Raw genomic sequence first — 23180 nt, 5'->3', positions numbered from 1 at the left:
ATTTAGTGTTATAATTTATTCTTCTAAGTTATATTGTTTTATTTTTCTGTACAGAGTTCTCTGGGAAATCCCGAGTTCGTCTGCTGCACGGTTTCTTCTGCCGTTATGCTTTTCCAGAGCTTTTACAATTAAATCTTTCTCATTGTTCTGCAATGAAAGAGATTCTGGTTTGTTTTCTTCAATTTCAATATCTTCAAAATCTTCATAAGTATCATCCGCATTAGAAATGATCGTAGGATTCTGAATATTCTGACCGTTGTTGCTGTTATTTTCAAAATACAGCAAAGAATTCGGACTTGCCGTTTGTGGCGTGGATTCGGGAGTGTAAATTCTGTTAATCAAATTTTTCTCCTGATTGCTCAGATCTCCTGTTCCACGATTCTTTATGAGTTCCGAAGTTAAGGATTTTAAATCATTTATATCGCTCCGCATATCGAAGAGAATTTTGTATATGATTTCCCTTTCATTTCCGAAATCAGTTTGTTTTTGACCGCCCGGCTGATTTACCACCATCGGCAAATGCGCATCCATCGGGATATATTCTGTAAGTTTTGTCACAGAAACTTTTCGTTCACGCTCCACAACCGTCATTTGTTCCACCAGATTTCTCAGCTGACGTACATTTCCAGGGAAAGTGTAATTTTCGATGTAATGAACGGCGCCCGGCTCAAGTTCAAGCTCTGGCATTCTGTATTTTTCGGCAAAATCAATGGCGAATTTTCTGAATAACAAATGAATGTCGCCTTTTCTTTCTCTCAAAGCAGGCATATCAATCTGAACGGTATTCAGACGGTAAAACAAATCCTCACGGAAACGCCCGTCCTGAATGGCTTTCATCATGTTTACATTTGTTGCTGCAACAATTCTCACATTGGTTTTCTGAATCTGTGAAGAACCCACTTTCATAAATTCACCGCTTTCCAAAACTCTTAACAGACGAACCTGCGTCTGCAAAGGCAATTCACCAACCTCATCAAGAAAGATTGTTCCGCCGTCTGCCACTTCGAAATATCCTTTTCTTGTAGCCGTAGCGCCTGTAAATGCACCTTTTTCGTGACCGAAAAGCTCGGAATCGATGGTTCCTTCAGGTATTGCCCCACAGTTGACGACGATGTATGGCTGATGTTTTCTTTTGGATTCTGAGTGAATAATTTTCGGGATAAATTCTTTCCCAACACCACTTTCCCCGACTACCAAAACGGAAATGTCGGTAGGTGCCACCTGTATTGATTTTTCGAGTGCACGGTTTAAAGCGGGAAAATTTCCGATGATGCCGAAACGGTTTTTTATATTTTGAAGTTCGATACTCATATAATTAAGATTTTTTTTGATTAAATTTTCATCTACTTTGCTGTAGATAAATCAGTTAGATAAATAATTTGACTTGATTTTCAGCTAACTGTATTCAAATAATCCTTGTTTCTAATCTTTGAAACCTTACTTTTTAAATATAAAATATCAGCAATAAAGTTCTTTTTATTTTCTTTTAAAAAAACAATTAAAAGCTGATTATGCTTTTCTTCCGAAAAACGGATTTCTGTTTTATGAAGGTTGTTTTTATTCTGTGTATTGAATGAACCAAAAAGATCGGCTGCATTCTGCTTTTCGCCAATTGAAAACCTGCGTTTTGAATTTCCATTTAAAACGGTTTTTTCTAATGCTTCACATTGTCCTGAGCTTAAAAACTGATTGTAAATTTCATACAGCACTTTACAGTCTTCACTTTTTACAGTGCCGTTGCTGATCTGCGCAGAAATATTGGTACTGATGATCACCAATAAAACACTGAGGCAATATTTTTGAAATTTCTCCACTGTGTAGGTTTATTGATTTTCTTCTAAAATTTTAATAAAATCTTCCTTGCTCGGCAAAACAGTGAGATACTTGCTGGCAAAAATCTGCAATTCCCGCAAACTCCAATTGTTTTTTAATGATTCAATTTCATAAAATTTCCTTTCATTTAAATCTTTGATTCTCATTAATTTGAGATAATGAGACCAAGAGAGATTTAATTTTGGAAATAATTTCTGGGAATCTGTTTCGGAGATTTCAAACTGCTGATTGTGAGCCGTTTCAAATTCGGCAGACACTGTCTGACTTATTTTTTTGAATCCGTCAGATACTGTCTGACCAATTGAATAAGACATATAAAAATGTCTCATCTGTTTTAGATTTGTTTCAGAAAAACCTTTACCAAACTTTTCCGTTAAATTAAGAGACAAACCTTTGAGCAAAGCTTTACCATACTCAGCACGATTTTCGCCATTCTGCTCATCTTCCACAATCATTCTTCCTATTTCAAAATAGGTGAGAACCATTGTCTGATCTACAGCAATAGCGACTCTCTTTCTTGCATTTTCTAACAATGCAGAAATATTTTGAAATAATTTTTGAGACTGAAGATTATCCACTAAAATTTTAAATATCGAATTCCTAAACCGTTTCCCCCAAAAGCGTTCCCTGCGTATTTCCGTGCACAAATACAGACACAATGTCGCCCAATTTCTGACCTTCCATCATATCAAATACACAAACTGCATTTTGGGAATTTCGGCCTTTCCACTGGTTTTTATTTTTCTTGGAAATTCCTTCAATCAAAATCTCGTGAACTCTGCCCACGTAACCCTGCATTCTTTTTCTTGAAAGTTCACCTTGCAAAGCAATTACTTCTGCCAATCTGCGTTGTTTGACATCTGCAGGAATATCATCTTCCATCTTCTTGTGAGCGGGTGTTCCGGGTCTTGTTGAATAAGAGAACATATAACCGTAGTCGTACTCAACTTCACGCATTAAACTCATTGTCAATTGATGATCTTCCTCAGTTTCGGTGCAAAATCCGATAATCATATCTTGTGAAAATGAAATGTCGGGAACAATTTCTTTTCCTTTTTTAATTAAATCCAAATATTCCTGACGTGTGTGCTGGCGGTTCATCAACTGAAGAATTCTGTCGCTTCCACTTTGAACAGGAAGGTGTACATAATTACAGATATTATCGTGCTTTGCAATCATTCTGAAAACCTCTTCCGTCATTTCGTGAGGATTGGAAGTTGAGAATCTGATTCTCATCTTAGGAACAGCAACCGCAACCATATCAAGCAACTGAGCGAAATTAGTTGCCGTTAATTTTTGCATTTCAGAAGCTTTTGCGAAATCTTTTTTCGGACCGCCACCGTACCAAAGATACGAGTCAACATTCTGCCCAAGCAAAGTGATTTCTTTGTAACCATTTTCCCACAAATTTTTACATTCTTCGATGATTGAATGTGGGTCACGACTTCTCTCACGGCCTCTCGTAAACGGAACCACGCAAAAAGTACACATATTATCGCAACCACGTGTAATAGTCACGAAAGCTGTAACACCGTTTCCGCCAAGACGAACCGGATTGATGTCTGCATAAGTTTCTTCTTTTGAAAGGATTACGTTGATGGCATCTCTCCCGTCTTCGGTTTCTTTCAAAAGATTCGGTAAATCTCTGTAAGCATCAGGACCTACGACCAAATCTACGAGTTGTTCTTCCTCTAAAAATTTAGTTTTTAATCTTTCCGCCATACAGCCCAAAACTCCGACCGTCATATTTGGGCGTTCTTTTTTAAGATTTTTAAACTGAGCCAAACGCATTCGCACGGTTTGCTCAGCTTTTTCACGAATCGAACAGGTATTTAGAAGAATCAAATCCGCTTCTTCTACTTTCAAAGTAGTGTTATAGCCTTGTTCGTTAAGAATTGACGCAACGATTTCAGAATCAGAGAAATTCATCTGACATCCGTAGCTTTCCAAAAACAGCTTTTTAGAATTTTCCGGTTTTTCGAGGATGGCAAAGGCTTCGCCCTGTTTTGTTTCGTCTATATATTTTTCCTGCACGGTATCTTGATTTGAGATTTGAGATTTGAGATTTGAGATTTGAACTGCTGTGCAATTCAATTTCAAAAATTAAATTTACAAATCGATTGAATTTGCAAAGATACAAAATATTGTGACAGAATGGCAGGAGTGAAATTTGAGTTTTTTGCCTGAAATTTATTCCGGTGCACCAAAACGCAGAGGTAATCTGAACCTTGACCTTACAGGAACACCATCCATTTTTCCGGGAGTCCATTTGTGTTTTTTTCCTGTAACACTTTTGATTCCGCGAAGAACTCTCTGGTCAAATTCGGGTAATCCTGAAGACTGTACAACTTTTAAATCCTCTATTCCGCCATCTGTATTTACCACAAAAGTTACCACCATCGTAAAAGCTCTTGACCAGTTGTAACCACGTGTATCAATTCGGTCAGCAACCAGTTTCCGGAATGAATTTATTCCGCCGCCAGATTGATTATTGTAATTTGTCGCCATTCCGGAAGGGATGTAGCCTTGTTTATAATTTTCAAAAAGATGATCTGAGATAATATAAAACTGCGCAACAGACTGTTTCTTTTCTCCGTCAATTACTACAGGTTTCCATTTATCCATCAGGGAAACTACTTTAAGACCCAAATCATAAGTACATTTGTACTTTTCTGCTGCATCTTTATTGGTTTCATCTTTCAGATATTTTATGGGACCACTTTCGGGGATAATCACTTTTAGATTATAGATTTCCTCTTTATTTTCACAAGGCTGAAATCCGTTTTTCGTAACGATCTCATGAAAATCTTTGTAAAAAGCAGCTTCGCCACCCTGATAAGGATATTGTCCGCGCGGATATTTATTGTATTCGTCAAATTCAGCCTGAGCTTTCAAAATAAGCGAAGCGAACACCAATATTGAAAATAAAATTCTTTTCATCACAAAAAAACTCCGAATTGATCAGAGCTTTTGCGAAAATAAAATATCTAATTCAATTAAGCGTGTTATATGAATTAAGAAATCATGAATTAATCATGATCATAAGAATTTACTCCGAATCTTACTTTCATTACAAAATTAGACTCAACAGGTAATCCATTTTTCATAGCGGGCTTCCACTTCTTTTTGATTTTCTTTACTGCATAGCTCATATCATCTATAAACAGTTCATTATTTTTAAACTTCGGCAGTACTTCAGACATTTTTGTTTTGCCATCGCTGCCAACAGTAAATACAAAAGTGACATCACCCTGTAATCGGTAGAGTGCCGAATCAATATAAGCGTGCACCATATTCATAAATTCTTTCCGGAAAACTTCTTCTCCACCGGGAAATTCTGCCTTTTGGTACGCCACAGCATTCTGAGTACTCTGAATACCTGTCTGAGCGTAAGATTTAAAACCTATCAACAGGAAGGGCAACATTAAATAAAGATGTCTCATAAATTAAAGATCTGTGGCTACAGAATTGAAATTCATTTTAATTTTAATTTCACTGGAGACAGGCTTTCCGTTGCAGGTTGCCGGCGTCCAGGTATTTTTTATTCTTCTCATAATGTATTTCATATCATCAAAAAAAACTTCACTGTTGTCTACCTTCGGGCTTCCTTCAATTTTTGTGATTTTACCCTTTTCGTTTACTGTAAGTGTAAATGTGAAATCACCGTTCAAAACATAAAATTCTGAATTAAGATAATTGAACATGTATCTTCTTAAAGTCTCTGTGTAGGCTGTGACACCACCACTAACATTGGCTGCTTTAAAATCTTTGCAGTTTTTTACCGCAACCTGAAGCGGATCATTGATCGCTATTTTCAGAATGTTTTTATTGGTTTCTGAAATGATGACGTTGCTTTCCTGATCTTCCAAATCATACTGCTGGGCAAATAACAAGTTTGAAAACACAAAAGCTACTATAAAAAATGTTGATTTCATAAGAATTTAATTTGTGCTAAACCGTACAAATTTCTCACCAAATATATTTAAATTATTCTCTTCCTTCTAAATTTCCACTGCTTTTCTGCCTGTTTCTTTCAGTAAAAATGAAACTGATATTGCCAAAACAATTCCTGCAATCCAAAAAATTACAGAGTTCTGAAAATGAATGTCAGCATCCGACAGACCTAAACTCTTCCCGAAATAATGACTGAAAACCGGGCTGACCAATGTAGTGACTCCGAAAGTGATAAAATTAATTGCGCCGGTAGCACTGCCTTTTACAAAATCAGGATTCGCTTCTTTGATTACAGAATACGGAATCATTGCTGCTCCCGAGCCTACTCCCAAGATGAACATTGTGAGTTTAGCAGAAAATAATTCCGGTAAAAATGCGAGCTGGAGAAGACTTAAAATCATGAGTATTGCTCCACCAACCAAAACTGGTTTTCTTCTGCCAATTTTATCGGTGATAAACCCTAATAACGGGCAGCCGAAAACCCATCCGAAAGCGACCATTCCGCTGGTTACGGCAGCATCGTGAAACGCAAACTGCTTATCTGTTTCAAAAAACGCAACTGCCCAGGTCATTGCAAAAATAGTTGTCGGAGCAAACAGCAACCCTGAAATCAATCCGCAGAGCCACGACTGAGGATTTTTAAAAACAATTTTATAGGTTTCAAAATACCCTAATTTTTTAGAATGAGTTTCTTCCTCCGGTTCAGAATCTTCTTTAGGTATTACAAAATAAAGTGCGAAGGCTGTAATGATTGTAAATATTCCAGACCATAGCCAGAACGTATTGATATCCATTCCGGATTCTACCCACGGGCCAACCAAAAACTGTCCTGATGCACCGCCCAACATCCCAAGACATTGCGTAAAACCAATTGCGGTTGCTAAAGATTTAGATGAAAAACCTTTACTCGCCAGATAAACACAGCCCGGAAATGCAAATGCACAACCCGCCCCCTGCAGAAGCCTTCCGCAAATTCCGGCAAACTGGCTTGAAATTAAAAATAATAATGCACCAATTCCTAAAATCAAAGTTCCTGCAAAAAGAGATTTCTTACCTCCTAATTTATCTAAAGCAATCCCGGCCAACAAACTACAGGTAGAATACGTATAATAATAAGTTCCAATCATCCAGACGAGATCCAGATTATTAGTTTTAAAATGACCTGCTAACTGTGGCAACATCACTGCTGGCGCAGATCTGATGACGTAGTCTAAAAAATAAAAAACAAGCCCGAAAATCCAGGCGATAACATAAAATTTCTTCAAAGAACTACTCATTACAACAATTCTCTGATGTGTTTATAATTGCTTTTTACAGTGTCTAAAGCTTCTTCCATTTTTCCGCCCAACATCAATTGTGCCATCGATTTGGTCATGCCGATCACCTGTTCGAATTCAATTTTTGGAGGTAAAGCCAAAGCATTCGGATTTGTGAAAATGTTTAAGAGATAGGGACCGTCATGATTTAAACATTCGGTAATTGCTCCAACAACTTCTTCCGGCTTGTGAACATTTTTTCCGGGATAGCCCATCGCCTGAGCTATCATCGCAAAATCAGGATTGATCATATCGGTTTCGTTATCCGGCATTCCGCCCACTTCCATCTCGAGTTTTACCATTCCCAAACTTCTATTGTTGAAAACGATCAGTTTTACCGGAAGTTTATACTGGAAAATGGTTGCCATATCGCCCAAAAGCATCGACAAACCACCGTCACCACACATCGCAATCACCTGTCTTCCCGGATAAGCCAGCGATGCACCGATTGCCATCGGCATTGCATTGGCCATAGATCCGTGATTAAATGAACCTAACATTTTTCTTTCGCCGGTTCCTGTTATGAATCTTGCTCCCCAGACACAGCACATTCCTGTATCAACCGTAAAAATCGCATCATTTTTTGCCAGCTGATCTAAAGTGTGGGCAACAAATTCAGGCTGAATATTATCTTCCGTACCAAATTCTTTTACATAGGTCAACTGATGTTCTTTTACTTTTCCGTAAAACTCAAGTTGCTGATTCAGGAAATTGATATCCGTTTTTTCTTTTAATAATGGAAGTAAAGCTTTGATGGTCTCTTTCACATCACCTGTAAGACCTAATTCCAGTTTTGCTCTTCTGCCCAATCGTTCAGGACTTTCATCGATTTGAACTATTTTATTCTTTACGGGCATAAATTTCTCATAAGGAAAATCTGTTCCAAGCAATAAAACAAGATCCGCTTCGTGCATGGCATGATACGCCGAGGGCAATCCTAAAAGTCCGGTCAGCCCAACTTCATTCGGATTATTGGGCTGGATGGACATTTTACCTCTGAAAGAATATCCAACAGGAGCTTTTAAATATTTAGCCAATTGTACGACTTCAACATTGGATTTTTCAGCTCCGATTCCACAGTAGATGGTGACTTTTTTACTGTCATTGATCAAATCTGCCAGCTGATTTAATTCTTCATCTGAAGGACGGATCACAGGATTGGTTTTAAAAATCTGACTGGAAGTCGTCGCTTCTTCAGCATCCAGTTCTGAAACATCACCCGGGAGTCCGATTACCGCAACCCCTTTTTTGGAAATTGCATGCTGAATCGCTGTCTGCAAAGTTCTCTGAACCTGTTCAGGTCTCGTGATCATCTGATTGTAATAACTGCAGTCGTCAAATAATTTTATGGTATTGGTCTCCTGAAAATAATCCATCCCCATTTCATTGCTTGGAATGGTAGAGGCAATGACCAACATCGGAACGTGAGATTTGTGGGCTTCGTAAACTCCATTGATCAGGTGAACGTGACCCGGGCCGCAACTTCCGGCGCAGACTGCAAACCCATCGAGTTCTGCTTCAGCCGCTGCTGCGTAAGCACCAACTTCTTCATGCCTTACATGAATCCACTCGATACTGCTTTTCTTTACAGCAATATTTAAATGATTTAAACTGTCGCCTGTAACGGCGTATATTCTTTTAACATTGGCGTTTTCGAGCATTTCAACAATCTGCTCTGCAATATTTTTAGCCATAATTACACTGTTTAGATTAATTTCTACTTTGAAAATAGAATTTGAAATCAATTTATTTTCTGCTGAAAAATCAGAAAATAAAATAAAAATCAAATTTAGTCAATTAAAGTTTCTTAAAGAAGCAATAAAAATACTTTTTATTTCTGGTTACATCATAGCAAAAAAAACTCCGCAATCACTTGCGGAGTCGTTTTTAGTTTATTTAAAATGTTTTTCTGCTCAGGAACTTAGTCAGGCTTTTTACAATTCTATTTCAATTTGTTACAGATTAAATCAAAAGATTTTATCTCTAAAAAAGTTAAAGACTGATCGTCAGCGGCAACCTGAAACGGCTTTTGACAGGTCTTCCGTGGATGTTAGCAGGTGTCCATTTATTTTTAACCTGAGCTACACTTTTCACGATCATATCATCAAATTCTTTAAGTCCGGATGACTGTTCCAATTGAATATCACTCATTTCTCCGTCTATACCAATGATGAATCTGACCTGAAGTCTGACTGTACTTTTAAATTTAAAACGCGAAAGGTCAACGCTTTTCGCCACTTTCTTTCTGAAATTATTAATCCCTCCATCATATTCTGGCATTTTATAATCTTTTGCAGGATCGTAACCTTCCGGCAATTCGCCAAACAGCTCGTCAGGAATAATCCAAAAACTGGTCTGTGCCGCGACCTTTTGACCGTCAACTTCAGCAGGTTTCCAGCCTTTTAAATATTTTGCAACCTCTCTCGAAAGATCGTGAGTACATTTGTTTCTGTTCAGCGTCTCTTCGTTTTCTTCCTTTACATATTTTACTGTACTATCCGGATAGACAACTAGTTTAAACGAATACATTTCATTTTTATCGTCACAAGGTTTAAGATTCTTTTCCTTTAAAACTTTATGATAATCTTTGTAGAACTGTATGTTTCCACCATGATAATCATCCTGATCTTTTGGATACCGGTCTAAAATCTGTGCACTGGAAAAGCTACTGGTCAAAATAAAAAATAACACTATTTTTTTCATCTGTATTTTTTTCAAATTTAAAAAAAATTCAAATTTTAATTTTGGTGTTTTAATATTTAACAGGATTATAATATTTCAATCTGATTTCTCAACAAATCTTCAAACTCATCTCTTTTTCTGATCAGATGAGCCTTTCCGTCCAAAAACAGAACTTCGGCAGGCTTCAGCCTTGAATTAAAGTTTGAACTCATCTCAAAACCGTAAGCACCAGCGTTGTGGAAAGCCAACACATCGCCTTCCCTCACTTCATTTAGTTTTCTGTCCCACGCGAAAGTATCGGTTTCACAGATATTTCCGACTACAGTATAAATTCTTTCAGCACCTTTTGGATTGGATAAATTTTCAATCTGATGATAAGAATCGTAGAACATCGGACGGATCAAATGGTTAAAACCGGAATTTACTCCGACAAAAACAGTTGCCGTTGTCTGTTTAATCACATTGGCTTTTACCAGTAAATGACCACTTTTCCCAACCAAAAACTTGCCCGGCTCAAACCAAAGTTCGAATTTCTTACCTGTATTTTTTGAAAATTCTGCGATTACTTTTTCTACTTTTTTACCTAAAGTTTTCACATCCGTTTCCTCTTCGCTGTCCTGATAAGGAATTTTGAAACCACTTCCCATATCCAGATATTTCAGATTCGGGAAATGTTCTGATAATTCAAGCATGATTTCAAGAGCCTGAAGGAAAACATCCGGATCTTTAATTTCACTTCCCGTGTGCATGTGAAGCCCTTCAACATTAAGATTTGTAGATTTCATCACCCTTTCGATATGACGAACCTGATGAATGGAAATACCGAATTTAGAATCGATGTGTCCTGTTGAGATTTTATAGTTTCCGCCTGCAAAAATATGCGGATTGATTCTTACCAAAATCGGATACGTGTTTCCGTATTTGTTTCCGAACTGCTCAAGAATAGAGATGTTATCGATGTTGATATGAACCCCGAAGGTCATCGCCTCCTCGATTTCAGCCAGGTCTACACAGTTTGGCGTGAACAGTATTTTTTCTTTTGGGAAACCAGCCTTTAAACCTAATTTAACCTCATTAATGGAAACACAATCCAGAGAAGCACCAAGGTTCTTGACGTATTTCAGAATATTGATGTTGGTAAGTGCCTTTGCAGCGTAGAAAAACTTAGTGTGTTTCAGAAACGAAGATGTAAGTTTTTCGTATTGTATTTTGATGGATTCTGCATCGTAAACATACACCGGTGTGCCAAATTCATTGGCGATCTTCAATAATTCTTTTGAGGTCATATTTTAAATTTTACATAAAAAAAGGCAGATTCTTCGGAAAGAGCCTGCCACAACATTATTTTTTCATGCAACGCAACTCTTAGGTATTCCAAACCTTTGAAAACTTTACAGCTCCCTTCTTACCGGTTTGTTTTTGTTTAAAATTCTGCATTGCTACTTTTAATTCTTTTGCAAAAATACTATTTATTTTGAGAAATTGAATCTGAAACTTCATTTCTGCTGACAAAATTGTGCCTGAACACAAAAATATTCTTCTATTTCGGCAATGGTAAAGTTTCAAAATCACCGCGGAGCAGTGCTATCTGAAGATCATTGACCAAATCCGAAGACTGAAAACAGGTGTCTATTTTTAGTTTTGATATTTTGCTTAAAGTCTGAATCTGTGTGAAAAGTTCGTAGAAACCGTAAGATTTCACCTTTCCCTGTTCGATAATGATGAACAGTTTTTCACCTAATTTTCTGCCTGCGCCAAGCCAGAGTTCGTTTCTTTTCTTAAATTCAATGGTATTCTGAAGGACTTCAGCGAATTCAAATTCAGGTTTTGTGGCTAAAAACTGAATCGCTTTGGCTCCCTGAGTGTAAGATTTAAATTTAATGATGGGCTTTTCGGTCTTATTCAGTTTTGTTTTTTCAACTACATACTGACTGTTTCTGAAATAGAGCCCGTAAGGAAAAATATCTCTTTTTCTGATATTTTTGGAGTTCAGAATCAGTTTTGCGATAATTTCCGTCCCGGTCAGTTCAAAATTAATCTGCTCAACAGCTTTCTGAACTGGCTCCCACTTTTTAGATTTGGAATTAAAAATCTTCTTCGAAAATTTGTTGATGTCCTGAGCGTGCTCCGAAAAAATAATTTTCCCGTTCCCGTCCTGAAAGTAAACAAAACCCTTTTCGTTGGGCAAATCCTGAGTTAACAGCTTTATTTTGTTAATGTAAGTCTTTGCATTGGTCTCATCATGCTGTTTCTGAATAATTTCATTCTCAGTATCCTTTGAAACCAAAAGTTTAAAAAGTTCCAGTGTTGCTCTGGCATCGCCGTCTGCTCTGTGTGCATTAGTCAACGGAATTCCTAAAGATTTCACAAGTTTTTGAAGCGAATAGCTTACCTCATCCGGAATCAGTTTTTTAGCTAAAGGAATTGTATCTAAAGTATTGATTTTGAAATCATAACCAAGCCGCTGAAACGACTGGCGAAGCATTCTGTAATCAAAATCAATGTTGTGCCCTACCAGGGTTGTACCTTTTGTAATTTCAACCACTCTTTTTGCCAGTTCGTGAAATTTCGGAGCGGTTTTCACCATTTTCGGGCTGATGTTGGTCAGTTTCTGTACAAAAGGAGTGATATCACTTTCGGGATTGACCAGCGAAATAAACTGATCCACAATTTTGTGACCGTCATATTTGTAGATGGCAATATCAATAATGCTTTCTTTCCTGAATCCCGCACCATTACTCTCTATGTCTATAATTGAATACATTATATCTAAATAAATCTTCTTTTCTTAATTACCAAACCTTTACAACAATCAACGACAAATCCGCTTCAGTGGTTTGACCAATCTGCTAAAATAATAAAATTAATCATAAAGCCTGAAAGCCGTACCATTATCTTCTCCGTTTTCCTAAGCCCAACATTCCCAAAATCGCTTTCGCACCTTCACGCATCAAAGTATTTGCAAATGTTCTTCCGGCACTGCTTTTCATCACCTGCTCAAACATTCCCGGCTCTTCTTTTACAGGTTTTGTTTTTTGAGTCGGGGCTGAATTTTCAACCGCCTGCTCCATTCTTTTTACTAAAATTTCGTACGCAGACTCGCTGTCGACTGGTTTTTCATATTTTGAAACCAGTGCTGATCTTGAGGTCAGTTCTGAAACTTCAGCATCGTTCAGAACATCCATTCTGGATTCCGGAGAAATCAGATATGTATGAACCAGAGGCGTTGGAATTCCTTTTTCATCCAAAGCGGTGACAAAAGCTTCACCAATTCCTAAGTTCTGAATTAGTTCTGAGGCATTGTAAAATTCTGTGGTCGGATAATTCTCAACTGCTTTTGAAATTTCCTTTTTATCTTTTGCGGTAAAACCTCTCAGCGCATGCTGGATTTTTAAACCTAACTGTGAAAGCACATTTTCAGGAACATCACCCGGAATTTGTGTGATAAAATAAATTCCAACCCCTTTTGAACGGATCAGCTTCACCATCGTTTCAATTTGTGAAACCAGTGCTTTTGAAGATTCATCAAAAATCAGGTGCGCTTCATCGATGAACAGCACCAATTTCGGTTTTCCGCTGTCGCCTTCTTCAGGGAAAGTCATGTAAATTTCAGCAAAAAGCGAAAGCATAAATGTGGAGAAAAGCTGTGGTTTATTCTGAATATCGGCAACTCTTAAAATATTAACAACCCCTTTCCCATCTCTCGTTTCAAGCAAATCATGAACATCAAAGCTCAGTTCTCCGAAGAAATCTGCGGCTCCCTGCTGTTCCAGTGCAACAATCGACCGTAAAATTGCGCCCAAAGAAGCCGAAGCAATTGAACCGTAATTGGCAGATAGTTCAGCTTTTCCCTGAGGATTGTCGGTTACATACTGAAGAACTTTCTTTAAGTCATTTAAATCAATCAGAGGCAAACCTTTGTCATCACAATATTTAAAAACAATTGACATGATACTTTGCTGCGTATCATTCAGTTCTAAAATTTTGCTTAATAAAACAGGCCCGAATTCTGTGACAGTAGCTCTCAACTTCACACCTTTCCCACCTGAAATACTCATCAATTCTACCGGGAAAGCCTGCGGATTATAAGGCAACTGTGTTTTTGCATAACGTTCTTCAATGATAGAATTCATCTGCCCAGACTCCGCAATTCCTGAAAAATCACCTTTAATATCCAGAACCAAAGAAGGAATTCCTGCGTGAGAAAGCTGCTCGGCGAAAACCTGAAGTGTTTTTGTTTTTCCGGTTCCCGTGGCTCCGGCAATCAGACCGTGACGGTTTATGGTTTTAAGAGGAATGGTAACGTTGACTTCTGTGACTACATCACCGTCCAGCATTCCTTTTCCCAGAATTATATGTTCTCCCTTTGGAGTGTATCTTTTTGAAAGTTCGTCAATAAATTTTGTTTTGTCTGCCATTTGATATTTTTAACATCTAAAGGTAATTATTTTTGTAAAAACTGCCATTTCAATTTTGTGAATTTCTTAATAATCTAATTTTAAAATGAATATAGTTGAATATGATATAAAACAGTCTACAATTTTTATCAACTTCTATCTTACGCTTAGTCGTTGAAGTTTAATGAGTTCCATATAAATTGAAAATATGAAAATTTTACAATTGAAAGAAACTATCAATCAGAATTATCATTTCTTTATAATTAATTCATTACTTTGTAACCTTATAATTATCTTAAATAAAACTCAATGAAAATTGAACAAATATATACAGGTTGCTTGGCACAGGGCGCTTATTACATTGTATCAGGAAATGAAGCAGCAATCATAGACCCGCTTCGTGAAGTAAAACCGTACCTGGACCGCCTTGAAAAAGACAATGTAACCTTAAAATATATATTTGAAACTCATTTTCACGCAGATTTTGTCTCAGGACATTTAGATTTAAGCAAAAAAACAGACGCACCAATCGTCTACGGACCGACTGCACAGCCTGAATTTGATGCTATCATTGCAGAAGACAATCAGATTTTTGAAATCGGAAACATAAAAATTAAAGCCCTTCATACTCCCGGTCACACGATGGAAAGCACGACTTACCTTCTGATCGATGAAAACGGTGTAGAAACAGCGATTTTCACAGGCGACACTCTGTTTTTGGGAGATGTTGGCCGTCCCGATCTTGCGCAAAAAGCAGGAACGATGACTCAGGAAGATCTTGCTGGAATTTTATACGAAAGTTTACATAGTAAAATTTTACCGCTGGACGACAGCATTACGGTTTATCCTGCACATGGCGCCGGTTCGGCTTGCGGAAAGAATATGCAGAAGGAAACGGTTGATATTCTGGGCAATCAGAGAAAAACCAATTATGCACTGAATCAACCGGATAAAGAATCTTTCATTAAGGAAGTCTTAGATGGCCTGACGGCTCCGCCAAAGTATTTTGGGATGAACGTGGCGATGAATAAAAATGGCTATGAAAGCCTTGATGATGTGATGGATAAAGGTTTAAACCCAATTTCTGTTGAAGATTTTGAAAGTTTTGCCGAAGAAACCGGAGCTTTGATTTTAGACACGCGCGGTCCTGCAGATTTTCATAAAGGATTTATTCCGAACTCTATTAACATTGGCTTGAAAGGTGATTTTGCACCATGGGTTGGAAGTTTAATCGTCGATGTAAAACACCCTCTGCTTTTGGTTGCCGACGAGGGAACTGAAGAAGAAGTGATTACGAGATTAAGCAGAGTTGGCTTTGATAATGTTGTTGGCTATTTAAAAGGAGGTTTCAGTTCATGGAAAAATTCTACAAAAGAGATTGATGAAGTGAAAAGGATTACTCCGACTGAATTTGTAGAACAGTTTAATGAACATTCAAAAATTATTGATGTAAGAAAAATCGGCGAATATTCTGCCGAACATATTGACAACGCCTACAGCAGACCTTTAGATACAATCAGCGACTGGGTTTCAACGGTTGATGATTCTGAGCATTTCTTTTTGCATTGTGCCGGAGGTTACCGTAGCATGATCGCCGCAAGCATTCTCAACTCACACGGAATCAGAAACTTTACTGAAATCGAAGGTGGATTTAATGGGATTAAAAAAACAGAAAAACTTCCGGTTTCAGATTTTGTCTGTCAGTCTAAAACATTGTAAGATGATAAGCCATCAGATTGAATTAGAAATTGATAAAGCATTCATAAAAACGTTTCTGGATCCACGAAGAGATGCTCTGACTGAATTTCTTACTAAATTTTTAAATTCAGAATTTAAATTTAGAGAAGACAGCATGAAGATTTATGTAGTAAGTCTTTTCATGTATGCTCCAAGTCCCTTAAGTTTTCTTTTTATTGAGCCGAATTACCAATACTATTCACCTGATTTTACGATAAATCGCCCAGAAATAAACTTTGACGGATATTCCTACATTGAAATTGATGAACTCTGCACTAAAGTTTTAGGCGAAAACAATGTAGATTACTCGGCTCATTTAGACAGTTCGGGAGAACTTGACTCTGCAATCTTTTGGGAAAACCGTTATAAATTAGAACGTGAATTCATATTGAGTTGCTGGAAAAATGCAAGATCAAATTCTCAATCTCAAATAATTGCTTTTTTAGAATACTCTGATTTTGCAGGAGGTATTTATGATTTAGATAATGATTACTGCATTTCTGACGATTTTCCAGAGGTGGATATTTATTTAGAAAGCAAAAATATTTTTTTTGAAAAAGAAATTTAATAATACTTAAAAAAATGTCACAAAAATTTCAGGAACTAATAGAATCAGAAAGACCTGTATTGATCGACTTTTTCGCGACATGGTGTCAGCCCTGCAAAGTGCAGTCATCAGTTTTAACAACTGTGAAAGAAAAAGTGGGTGAAGGTGCAAGAATTGTAAAAATTGACGTTGACCAATACCCGGCAATTGCTTCCCAGTACGGTGTCCGTGGCGTTCCGACATTAGCGGTTTTCAAAAAAGGAGAATTGCTGTATAAAGAAAGTGGCGTGCATGATGTAAACCGTTTAACGCAGCTTTTGGAGGAGTATATGTAGGTTGAGGCTGAGGTTTAGGTTAAGCCTGAAAATATTTTCTGCCCACAGATCACACGGATTTTTACAGATTTTTATTTACTATCATCCGTGAAGATCTGTGAAATCTGTAGGATTGACTTCTAAATCTTAATTTCAAAATCATCCCTATCATTCAGAAACTGGAAGTGATTTCTAAAATCTTTTAATTCTTCCAAGTTTAATTCCGCAGAAACAAGATTTCCATTTTTCTCTGAAATTTCTTTTCCATCAGCAAAAAAACAGTGCGAACTTTCCTGATAAAAAAGATCATTTCCATCGGTTCCGATCCTGTTTAAACCAAAAACATAAGATAAATTTTCAATTGCTCTCGCTTTTAGAAGATGCTCCCACGCTTCCACTCTTTTTTCAGGCCAGTTGGCAACATATAAAATCGCATCATAATCATTATTATTTCTTGCAAAAACTGGGAATCTCAAATCATAGCAAACCTGCAGCAGAAAACGAATTCCAAGATATTCTACAATTACTCTTTCTTTTCCCGGTTTATAAATTTTATCTTCTCCCGAGAACGAAAACAAATGTCTTTTATCGTAAAAAGTAACTTCACCTTCTGGTTTCACAAAATACATTCTGTTAAAAAAACTTCCATCAATTTCTACAGAAGCACTTCCTGAGAAAGCAGCATTTTTCTCTTTTGAAATTTTCTTTAAAAACTCCAGTGATTCTTCATTTTTATCTGAAACTTCAGCAGCATCCATACAAAAACCTGTTGAAAACATTTCAGGCAGAAGAAATAAATCTGCATCCTGATTTTGAAGCTGACTTTCGATCAATTCAAAATTTTCATTTTTATTCTTCCAGACGATGTCGAGATTTAAACCTTTAATTTTCATAAGCTTTCAATAAAGTTCTTAAAATTACGTTTTTTAGATTTAAATCGGTTTTATATTTGATGCGAAAGAATTTATTTAATTTAAAAAATAGACTATGAAGAAATTGTTTTTAATGATGATTTTAATGTTTTCCGGAGTGGCAGTGAGTGCACAGGCATACACCGGAAGCGGCGACCAGAAAGTGAATGCAGGGCTCAGCGCGTGGGGCTACGGAACCGGTATTGCCGGAACCTATGACTATGGTATAAACGATTTGATTTCTGTAGGAGCGGGACTGAATATCTACTTCGAAAATTTTAAGGATAACAACAGTGATAACAGGTTTTTTGCTTTCGGAAGAGTTAATTTTCATTTAAACAAAACACTGGAATTACCTGAAAAACTGGATATTTATCCCGGTGTAGATGTCGGAGTTCTGCATAAGGAATTCGGAATCGGTGCTCACATCGGCGCAAGATATTTTTTCACACAGAATATCGGCGTATTTGCGGAAGTCGGCAACAATGGCAGTCTGGGTGTTTCATTTAATTTTTAATTCCCGGCATATCTGACAAAGCTTCTCATTTAGAGGAGCTTTTTGTTTGGCATCCTTTTGATAATTGTTACCTTTGCAAACTATAATTTAAAAATAATTAATGGAAATAGCAATTAAAGTGTTTCAATTTATTTTGAGCATTTCTATTTTAGTCATTCTTCACGAACTTGGGCATTTCCTGCCCGCCAAATGGTTTAAAACCAAAGTAGATAAATTCTTTTTATTTTTCGACCCTTACTTTTCCATCTTCGCCATGAAGAAGATCAATGGAAAATGGAGATATCAGTTTTTAAGTAAAAACCAACCAACCGAAGAAGAGGTAGAAGTTGACGGTAAAAAGGTGCTCAAGCCTATCGACGTTTCTGTACTTCCTGAAAGCGACTGGAGAAGACATGAAGGCGTAAAATACGGAATCGGATGGCTTCCTTTCGGAGGTTATGTGAAAATTGCCGGAATGGTAGACGAAAGTATGGACACCGAAATGCTGAAACAACCTGCAAAACCGTGGGAATTCAGAGCAAAACCGGCATGGCAGCGACTGATTATTATGCTGGGTGGTGTAACAGTAAATTTCTTTTTGGCTTGGATCATTTTTGGAAGTTTATCTTTTTTTAACGGAGAAACCTCATTTGACACAGCTAAAGTGAATGCTCCGATGAATTATACCAATATTGCCAAAGCAATGGGTTTCAAAGACGGAGATAAGATTCTGAAAGTAGACGGAAAAACCCAGAACAATCTTGACAAATTAGCATTAGACGTTCTATTGAGCGACGAGATTACTGTTGTGAGAGATGGAAAAGAGGTAACATTCCCGACAAGTGATGACGGAAAAGCTTTGGCTTTCAGAGATGAAAATCCGAGAGCCTTTCTTACACCGAGATTTCCGGCTGTAATAGATTCTATTTTCAATACTAAAACAGAACAGGCAGGTCTGAAAGTTGGTGACCAGGTAGTTGGTGTGGATGGAAAGAAAATTACTTATTACGACGAATTTCAGGAAATTGTAAGAAGCAGCGCAGGAAAAAACATTAATGTTGATGTACTGAGAAACGGCACCACTACTCCACTCGTTTTGGCTGTATCGAAAGAAGGAACTTTAGGATTGGCTTCTTATAAGCAGATGAAAAAGTTTTATGAAACCAAACATTTCACATTCGGACAATCTATTGGAAGAGGTTTTACAAGAAGTATTGAAAGTTTGACCTATCAGGTGAAGCAGTTTAAACTGATCTTCAATAAAAAGGTGAAAGGTTATGAAAAAGTAGGCGGCCCGTTGGCCATCATCAACAAAATGCAGGTAGATAAAGCAAAAGACGGCAGTCTTTCGATTGACTGGACCTGGTTCTGGAGTTTTACAGCAATGTTCTCCGTTTGGCTGGCATTCTTAAACTTAATTCCTATTCCTGGATTGGATGGCGGACATGTTATTTTTACTTTGTACGAGATGATTGTTGGAAAGCCAGTGCCACAAAAAATACTGGAAAACGCTCAGATGGTTGGAGTTATCTTCCTGCTTGGATTGATGTTACTGATTTTCGGAAATGACATTTTTAAAATGATAACCGGAGGATTTTAATTTTTTTAAAAAAATTAATTTAAAAACTTGCGTGGTATAAATATCCGTCCTATATTTGCACCACTTAAAAATAAGGACATTCCTCCTTAGCTCAGTTGGTTAGAGCATCTGACTGTTAATCAGAGGGTCGCTGGTTCGAGCCCAGCAGGAGGAGCAAAAAGACTTACAGAAATGTAGGTCTTTTTTTGTTTATAACTTTTAGTATTGTTATTAATTTTAAAATTTAAAATCCTGAAAAATAATCTGATAGGCTGTTTACGGCACTTTTAGCTACAAAATATTTGTATAATATTATTTTTCCTTTTATATTTGCACCACCTTAAACGAGGAACATTCCTCCTTAGCTCAGTTGGTTAGAGCATCTGACTGTTAATCAGAGGGTCGCTGGTTCGAGCCCAGCAGGAGGAGCAAAACCGCAGTCAAAAATGATTGCGGTTTTTTTTATGTATTACATCTATATTTTACATTCTGAATCTGCAGACAAATACTACATTGGATACACCGAGCATCCAGCAGAAAGACTCCTGAAACATAATCAGCAGGAAAACTTTAATACTTTTACACGAAAATTCCGCCCTTGGAAAATGATTGCTCTTTTTGAGGTTTCAACAGAGAAATCTGCTGCGCTAAAAATTGAAAAATTTATTAAAAAACAGAAATCAAGAAAATTTCTGCAAATGCTTTGTGATACAGAATCACAACTCGCAGGAGAATTAGCTCAGTTGGTTAGAGTCCCGATACTTCGGGATTAATCAGAGGGTCTCCCGCACGTGCGGGACCAGCAGGAGGAGCAAAAAGACTTACAGAAATGTGAGTCTTTTTCTTTTTTATAACCTTTTGAGACATATTATAATTGTAAACAATAAACTTTCATTCGCACACAATATCAAGACTGTTTTTTTCGTTACATTTGCACCTTAATAATCAGAGACAAAAGCCCTTTAAATATTTTAGTTTAAATAATTTACAGCACGCTTTTTGTTTAAGCTAAATGCTCGATGAATCAAATGATGTCTACACAGATTTATAAATATTTTCTTTTTATATCTTCCCTCTTTACCACAGGATTTTTTTTCGCACAGACTTCCGTTACCGGAAAAATTTCAGACGCTAAAACCAATAAAGACCTCACAGGAGTCAGCATCTTCATTAACGATAAGACTGCAGCCGCTTTAACGACAACTTCATCACAGTTTACGGTAAGTTCAGACACGGTTATCTACAAGATCAGGTTTGAAAGAAAAAACTATGCTTCATTTGAAGTCACGGCTATTGAGAATAATCTTCAGATCAAACTTTCTCCTGAAAAGGAAAGTGCAATTGCAGAAGTTGTCATTCAGAATACCAAGCCGAAATACAAAAACAAGAAAGAAAATCCTGCCTACGCCATTATGCAGGAAGTCTGGAAGCGCAAAAGAAACAACGGGCTCGAAAAATTCGACAGCTACAGCTATAAAGAATACGAAAAAATTCAGTTTGACGCCAATAATATCGACAGCGCATTTATGAACCGGAAGGTTTTTAATAAACTCGATTTTATTTTCGACTACGCCGATTCCACAGCCAACGGAACAATGGCTTTGCCCGTCTTCCTCAACGAATCTATTTATGAAAACTACGGCTTAAACAAACCTTCCAAAAAGACTAAAAAACTTCTTACTGCACAGAAAACTTCGGGATTTCAGGATAATCAGGTGGTGGCCATTACGGCGAAAAATCTTTACCGTGATATCAACATTTACGATAATACTTTAAATTATTTTGATATCGGATTTCAAAGTCCCGTATCTACCGATGGCTTCAGTACTTACGATTATCAGCTGAGCGACACTATTTCCATCAGCGGAAACCGAGCCTACAGAATCCGCTACGAACCTCGCAGAAAAGATGTTCTGGCTTTTCAGGGCTATCTTTATATTGACACGGAAACATATGCTGTTTTGGGAGCTACTTTGAGATCGACCAGCAAAATCAGTGTAAATTTCATCAATTCAATTTATACTGAACTGGAATACAGCAATCCTGATGATGAAACTTTCCTGCCGAAAAAACTGGTAACTCAAATTGAACTTACCCCTTTTTCAAAAAAGAAAAATTCTAAAAGTCTGCTTGCAAAACGGTCTGTTAATTATTCAGATTATCAGTTTAACAAACCTCTGGCTGACGAAATCTTTATCCGGAAAGAAGAAGAGTACGATGCCAAATTTGTAGAAAAAAACGATGAATTCTGGACTGCTGCGAGACCCGACTCCCTTTCGAAACAGGAAAAAGGTGTTTACGAAATGCTTGAAAAGCTTCAGCAGACACCGAAATTCAACCGAATTGTAAAACTGTATGAAACACTGGCATCACGATATTACAATGTTAAAAAGGGTATTGACTTAGGGCCAATCACTTCCATCTATGGAAAAAATGAGGTCGAAGGTGACAGAATCAGAATTGGGGCGAGGACCTATTTTACCCAAAATGATCCTTGGAGAATTGAATTTTACAACGCATATGGTTTTAAAGACCAGCAATTTAAATATGGTGTGGAAGGGCGTTATATGTTCAACCGTGTCAACCGTTTTATGATTGGTGGAGGAACCAAGAGAGATATCACACAGCTTGGCGTACAGCTGACCACAGAAGATGGAATTTTATCCCGTTCATTTGCCTCTTCAACGGTTTTTGCCAGAGGAGAAAATGCATCTTTAAGTTCGGTTATCCAGACGAGCTTTTTCACATCGGTAGAGCCATGGAAAAACTTTCAGGTACGTGTAGATGGAACTATACAAAGCATTAAATCTGCCAATCCGGAAGATTTCAATCTGATGTATTACAGAAATGGTGACCTTAGAAAAACCGTAAATGATTCGCGCGTTACCATCAGTTTAATTGCCAGACCGGGAGCGAAATTCTCACAAACCGGTGTCGACAGATATGAACACAGCACACTTGCACCAACAATCGTTTTAAAATACACACGTGGAATTGAAGGTTTGTTTAATGCAGATTTCAACTACAACAAACTGCAGTTTATGTTTTACAAACCGATGCTGCTCGGAAGCTGGGGGAAAACCTTCCTGAATTTTGAAGCAGGGAAAAACTTTGACACTGTTCCTTTGGCGCTGCAGAATATTATTCCGGCTAACCAGAGTTATGGTTTGGTTCCGAATACCTTTGCACAGCTGAATTATTATGAGTTTGTAGCAGACACCTATTCTACTCTTCACATTGAACATCATTTCAACGGCAAAATACTCTCATTTATCCCATTAATTAAGAAACTGAAGTTAAGGGAAGTCGCTTTCATCAGAGGAGCTTACGGAACCCTCAGTGACGCTTCTAAAAATATCAATGTTGACAATTTAAAATACTCGGCGCCAGATCAGCAGATTTATTATGAATATG

21 protein-coding genes and 2 tRNA genes are annotated in these 23180 nt (G+C 37.3%); 9 read left to right on the top strand and 14 right to left on the bottom strand.

Annotated elements, in window-relative coordinates:
• Positions 1-15: 15 nt before the first annotated feature.
• The 13 genes from IC610_RS12490 to IC610_RS12430 all read right to left on the bottom strand — a co-directional run bounded on the left by IC610_RS12490 (position 16) and on the right by IC610_RS12430 (position 14203).
• Positions 16-1311, bottom strand: a complete 1296-nt coding sequence (locus tag IC610_RS12490; RefSeq protein ID WP_191737153.1) for a sigma-54 interaction domain-containing protein — start codon at positions 1309-1311, stop codon at positions 16-18.
• 80 nt (positions 1312-1391) lie between these two features.
• Positions 1392-1814, bottom strand: a complete 423-nt coding sequence (locus IC610_RS12485) for a hypothetical protein (RefSeq protein WP_191737152.1) — start codon at positions 1812-1814, stop codon at positions 1392-1394.
• 9 nt (positions 1815-1823) lie between these two features.
• Positions 1824-2411 (bottom strand): DUF1016 N-terminal domain-containing protein, encoded by a 588-nt coding sequence (locus IC610_RS12480; RefSeq protein ID WP_191737151.1) that lies wholly within the window; start codon positions 2409-2411, stop codon positions 1824-1826.
• Positions 2412-2433: 22 nt separating this feature from the next.
• Positions 2434-3867: a tRNA (N6-isopentenyl adenosine(37)-C2)-methylthiotransferase MiaB gene (miaB, locus tag IC610_RS12475; RefSeq protein ID WP_191737150.1), complete on the bottom strand. Its 1434-nt coding sequence runs from the start codon at positions 3865-3867 to the stop codon at positions 2434-2436.
• A gap of 156 nt (positions 3868-4023) precedes the next feature.
• Positions 4024-4773 (bottom strand): energy transducer TonB, encoded by a 750-nt coding sequence (locus IC610_RS12470; protein ID WP_191737149.1) that lies wholly within the window; start codon positions 4771-4773, stop codon positions 4024-4026.
• A gap of 89 nt (positions 4774-4862) precedes the next feature.
• On the bottom strand, positions 4863-5276 hold the full coding sequence (locus tag IC610_RS12465) for an energy transducer TonB (RefSeq protein ID WP_191737148.1): 414 nt from the start codon (positions 5274-5276) through the stop codon (positions 4863-4865).
• Between the two features lie 3 nt (positions 5277-5279).
• A complete protein-coding gene (locus IC610_RS12460; RefSeq protein WP_191737147.1) occupies positions 5280-5768 on the bottom strand; it encodes a hypothetical protein in 489 nt (162 codons plus the stop codon).
• Between the two features lie 66 nt (positions 5769-5834).
• Positions 5835-7052, bottom strand: coding sequence for an MFS transporter (locus tag IC610_RS12455; RefSeq protein WP_228462915.1), 1218 nt, complete (start codon positions 7050-7052; stop codon positions 5835-5837).
• Between the two features lie 11 nt (positions 7053-7063).
• Entirely contained in the window at positions 7064-8797 is a 1734-nt protein-coding gene (locus IC610_RS12450; RefSeq protein WP_191737145.1) for a thiamine pyrophosphate-dependent enzyme, read from the bottom strand.
• 298 nt (positions 8798-9095) lie between these two features.
• Positions 9096-9806: an energy transducer TonB gene (locus IC610_RS12445; protein WP_191737144.1), complete on the bottom strand. Its 711-nt coding sequence runs from the start codon at positions 9804-9806 to the stop codon at positions 9096-9098.
• Between the two features lie 65 nt (positions 9807-9871).
• On the bottom strand, positions 9872-11071 hold the full coding sequence (gene lysA, locus IC610_RS12440; RefSeq protein WP_056082803.1) for a diaminopimelate decarboxylase: 1200 nt from the start codon (positions 11069-11071) through the stop codon (positions 9872-9874).
• A 254-nt stretch (positions 11072-11325) separates the two neighbouring features.
• A complete protein-coding gene (locus IC610_RS12435) occupies positions 11326-12549 on the bottom strand; it encodes a 3'-5' exonuclease (protein ID WP_191737143.1) in 1224 nt (407 codons plus the stop codon).
• A 127-nt stretch (positions 12550-12676) separates the two neighbouring features.
• Positions 12677-14203: a helicase HerA-like domain-containing protein gene (locus tag IC610_RS12430; protein WP_191737142.1), complete on the bottom strand. Its 1527-nt coding sequence runs from the start codon at positions 14201-14203 to the stop codon at positions 12677-12679.
• Positions 14204-14491: 288 nt separating this feature from the next.
• Here IC610_RS12430 and IC610_RS12425 point away from each other — a divergent pair, with 288 nt between their 5' ends.
• The 3 genes from IC610_RS12425 to IC610_RS12415 are packed head-to-tail and all read left to right on the top strand — an operon-like array spanning position 14492 to position 16801.
• Positions 14492-15901, top strand: a complete 1410-nt coding sequence (locus IC610_RS12425; protein ID WP_191737141.1) for an MBL fold metallo-hydrolase — start codon at positions 14492-14494, stop codon at positions 15899-15901.
• Between the two features lies 1 nt (position 15902).
• Positions 15903-16487, top strand: a complete 585-nt coding sequence (locus tag IC610_RS12420) for a hypothetical protein (RefSeq protein WP_191737140.1) — start codon at positions 15903-15905, stop codon at positions 16485-16487.
• A gap of 14 nt (positions 16488-16501) precedes the next feature.
• On the top strand, positions 16502-16801 hold the full coding sequence (locus tag IC610_RS12415) for a thioredoxin family protein (RefSeq protein ID WP_191737139.1): 300 nt from the start codon (positions 16502-16504) through the stop codon (positions 16799-16801).
• 119 nt (positions 16802-16920) lie between these two features.
• Here IC610_RS12415 and IC610_RS12410 read toward each other — a convergent pair whose 3' ends face one another.
• The gene (locus IC610_RS12410; RefSeq protein ID WP_191737138.1) at positions 16921-17673 is read right to left on the bottom strand and encodes a nitrilase-related carbon-nitrogen hydrolase; all 753 of its coding nucleotides are present in this window, start codon (positions 17671-17673) and stop codon (positions 16921-16923) included.
• A 94-nt stretch (positions 17674-17767) separates the two neighbouring features.
• Here IC610_RS12410 and IC610_RS12405 point away from each other — a divergent pair, with 94 nt between their 5' ends.
• The 6 genes from IC610_RS12405 to IC610_RS12380 all read left to right on the top strand — a co-directional run.
• Positions 17768-18208: a DUF6646 family protein gene (locus IC610_RS12405; protein WP_191737137.1), complete on the top strand. Its 441-nt coding sequence runs from the start codon at positions 17768-17770 to the stop codon at positions 18206-18208.
• A gap of 100 nt (positions 18209-18308) precedes the next feature.
• A complete protein-coding gene (rseP, locus tag IC610_RS12400) occupies positions 18309-19787 on the top strand; it encodes an RIP metalloprotease RseP (protein ID WP_191737136.1) in 1479 nt (492 codons plus the stop codon).
• 80 nt (positions 19788-19867) lie between these two features.
• Positions 19868-19941, top strand: a tRNA-Asn gene (locus tag IC610_RS12395).
• Positions 19942-20121: 180 nt separating this feature from the next.
• A tRNA-Asn gene (locus IC610_RS12390) sits at positions 20122-20195 on the top strand.
• A 17-nt stretch (positions 20196-20212) separates the two neighbouring features.
• Complete coding sequence (locus IC610_RS12385; RefSeq protein ID WP_191737135.1) at positions 20213-20539, top strand: GIY-YIG nuclease family protein; 327 nt, start codon at positions 20213-20215, stop codon at positions 20537-20539.
• A 255-nt stretch (positions 20540-20794) separates the two neighbouring features.
• Positions 20795-23180: DUF5686 family protein (locus IC610_RS12380; protein ID WP_191737134.1), on the top strand; the 2386-nt coding region annotated here is incomplete at its 3' end.

It is taken from the genome of Chryseobacterium caseinilyticum, from assembly GCF_014837145.1.
Taxonomy (GTDB): domain Bacteria; phylum Bacteroidota; class Bacteroidia; order Flavobacteriales; family Weeksellaceae; genus Chryseobacterium; species Chryseobacterium caseinilyticum.
Note: the sequence above shows the minus strand (reverse complement) of the source record. Positions and strands in the feature narration are given on the sequence as shown.